2 protein-coding genes are annotated in these 2,263 nt (G+C 37.7%); both read left to right on the top strand.

Going from position 1 to position 2,263, the window contains the following annotated elements; all coding sequences use genetic code 11:
* Nucleotides 1-38 precede the first annotated feature (38 nt).
* Nucleotides 39-1,217, top strand: a complete 1,179-nt coding sequence (locus HT701_RS11150; RefSeq protein WP_050262190.1) for a hypothetical protein — start codon at nucleotides 39-41, stop codon at nucleotides 1,215-1,217.
* A gap of 238 nt (nucleotides 1,218-1,455) precedes the next feature.
* A partial coding sequence (locus HT701_RS11145) for a YSIRK-type signal peptide-containing protein (RefSeq protein WP_240152381.1) occupies nucleotides 1,456-2,263 on the top strand: 808 nt, incomplete at its 3' end.

The raw sequence follows: 2,263 nt of genomic DNA, 5'->3' as shown, positions 1-2,263 counted from the left end.
GCTCTTTGATTTTCATTGAATATTAGAAAGGAGACCTCATGACACTTCCAGTTAGAAAATCCCTGTATGATGCAGTTTTACAGGCTTCAAAAGCGGATACTTGGGAACAAGCTACCAAGGAATGGAATGAAGTTTCCTTGATTTTTAACGGTATTGGCCGTAGCAATTGTGTCTGTGGAAATGCCATCAAGTACGCCTACGAACTCTTTAACGGTGTCACAGGTCAACGCCTCTTTCCAATTGGTAGCGACTGTGTTCGTCATTTTCATCGATTGTCCCTTGACCAGCAACTGGAAGAGGAAGAAAAACTGCTCAGAAAGGTTGAAAATCTGACCAGAAAAGCCCATAAAAAGGAGAAAATCAAGGTCAATAAAAGTGACTTTGACGAGCGACTTTTAAAATGGCTCTGGGAAAAAGATGTTTTCAAACCCAATCGTGGCAATCAATTTGCACCTGAGAGAGACTACCAGCTTTTCCTAGAAGTCTTTCAAGGAGGAAGTTGGACCAAGGCGGAGCCAAAGAAAAAAGCTCGGATGGAAGAAGTCCTTGAAAAGTGTATCAAGCCCTTTTTACTTGGAAAACCAGATGACCAACTCTACCTTGTCAAACTAGGAAAAGATAAAATTGATTACGAACAAGAACTCCGTATCCAGGCAGAGAAAGAGCGCAAGAAGAGGGATAAAATCGCCAAGCAATATGCAGACAATCTGGTTCTAGCTATGGGCCCAGCAGAGCGTGCCTATCAAGATTACTTTGGCTTTACAGAGACCCTGACTCAAGAAGAACGAAAGTGGGAGAAAATTCTTTTTGGTAAAAATCGGACAGAACGGGCTATCAAGGCCAAACAATACCAAAAAGAGCTGGAAAAAGACCAACGAATTGCTAGTCAGGATCCAATTGAAAGAAAGCAGAAGCAGACCTGGCTCCTCAATTCCTATTTTCGTGAGCTTCCTGAAGAAAAAGCCAGATTTGCTCGGCTCTTATTAGAATATCGAAAAAGCGGAGAAGTGCCTTTTTCAACTGAATATCTGTCAGATCATCTGCTCGACTTTTTCTATAAAATGAAAGCCTTTGAGTTTGAAATCTCACCAGAACAAGTCCGCGATTTTCTAAAAGAAAGCCTTCAGACAGAACATCTATCCTCAGCACAAGAAAGTTGGATAGAAGGAATTCTCCTCAACTGCATCAAACCATTTTTAGAACGATTAGTGATATGAGTAACACCTGCCGTGGAAATTTCATGGTAGGTTACATTTTATCCAAAAAATAATAGGGAATTGCAAAACTACTACTTGGTATTTTATATATAAAAAAAGTATGAAAACGCAACTCAATTTTAAGACTTTTTGCTAAATAAAGAGTATAATTAAAGTATGTTCCCTTTTTTATAGATAGTACACTAATATAAAAAAGTTAGGCTTACATATTTTTAAAATTTTATTTCAAGGAGGAATAATGGAAAAGTATTTTGGTGAAAAACAAGAACGTTTTTCATTTAGAAAATTATCAGTAGGACTTGTATCTGCAACGATTTCGAGTTTGTTTTTTATGTCTGTATTAGCTAGTTCATCTGTGGCAGCTCAAGAGACCAAAGGTGTTCACTATAAATATGTGACAGAGTCAGAGCTATCATCAGAAGAAAAGAAGCAGCTTATATATGATATTCCGACATACGTGGAGAATGATGATGAAACTTATTATCTTGTTTATAAGTTAAATTCTCAAAATCAACTGGCGGAATTACCAAATACTGGAAGCAAGAATGAGATGCAAGCCTTAGTTGCTGGTGCTAGCTTAGCAGCTCTGGGGATTTTAGTTTTTGCTGTTTCCAAGAAAAAAGTTAAGAATAAAACGGTATTGCATTTAGTATTGGTGGCAGGGATAGGAAACGGTATTCTAGTATCAGCCCATGCTTTAGAAAATAATCTTTTACTGAATTACAATACGGACTATGAATTGACCTCTGGAGAAAAATTACCTCTTCCTAAAGAGATTTCAGGTTACACATATATTGGATATATCAAAGAGGGAAAAACGACTTCTGATTCTAAGGTAAGTAATCAAGAGAAATCAGTAGCCACTCCAATAGATCAACAAAAGGTAGATTATACGATTGCACCGAATTTTATAGAGAGTCCATCAAAAATACAAGTGATTAACGGACAGTATGAGGCTGTTCCAGAATTTAGGGATGGACAAGTTGGAACTGTAGCTGATGCAACTCCTAAGCCAGGAGAAAACTCAGGGGAAATGTCCAGTATTC

The organism is Streptococcus sp. 10824 (assembly GCF_013276595.1).
Classification (GTDB): domain Bacteria; phylum Bacillota; class Bacilli; order Lactobacillales; family Streptococcaceae; genus Streptococcus; species Streptococcus pseudopneumoniae.
This window is presented reverse-complemented; position numbering and strand designations above follow the sequence as displayed.

Excerpts from the sequence above, each read along its gene's own strand:
- HT701_RS11150 (WP_050262190.1), top strand. The coding sequence starts at position 39 with ATGACACTTCCAGTTAGAAAATCCCTGTATGATGCAGTTTTACAGGCT.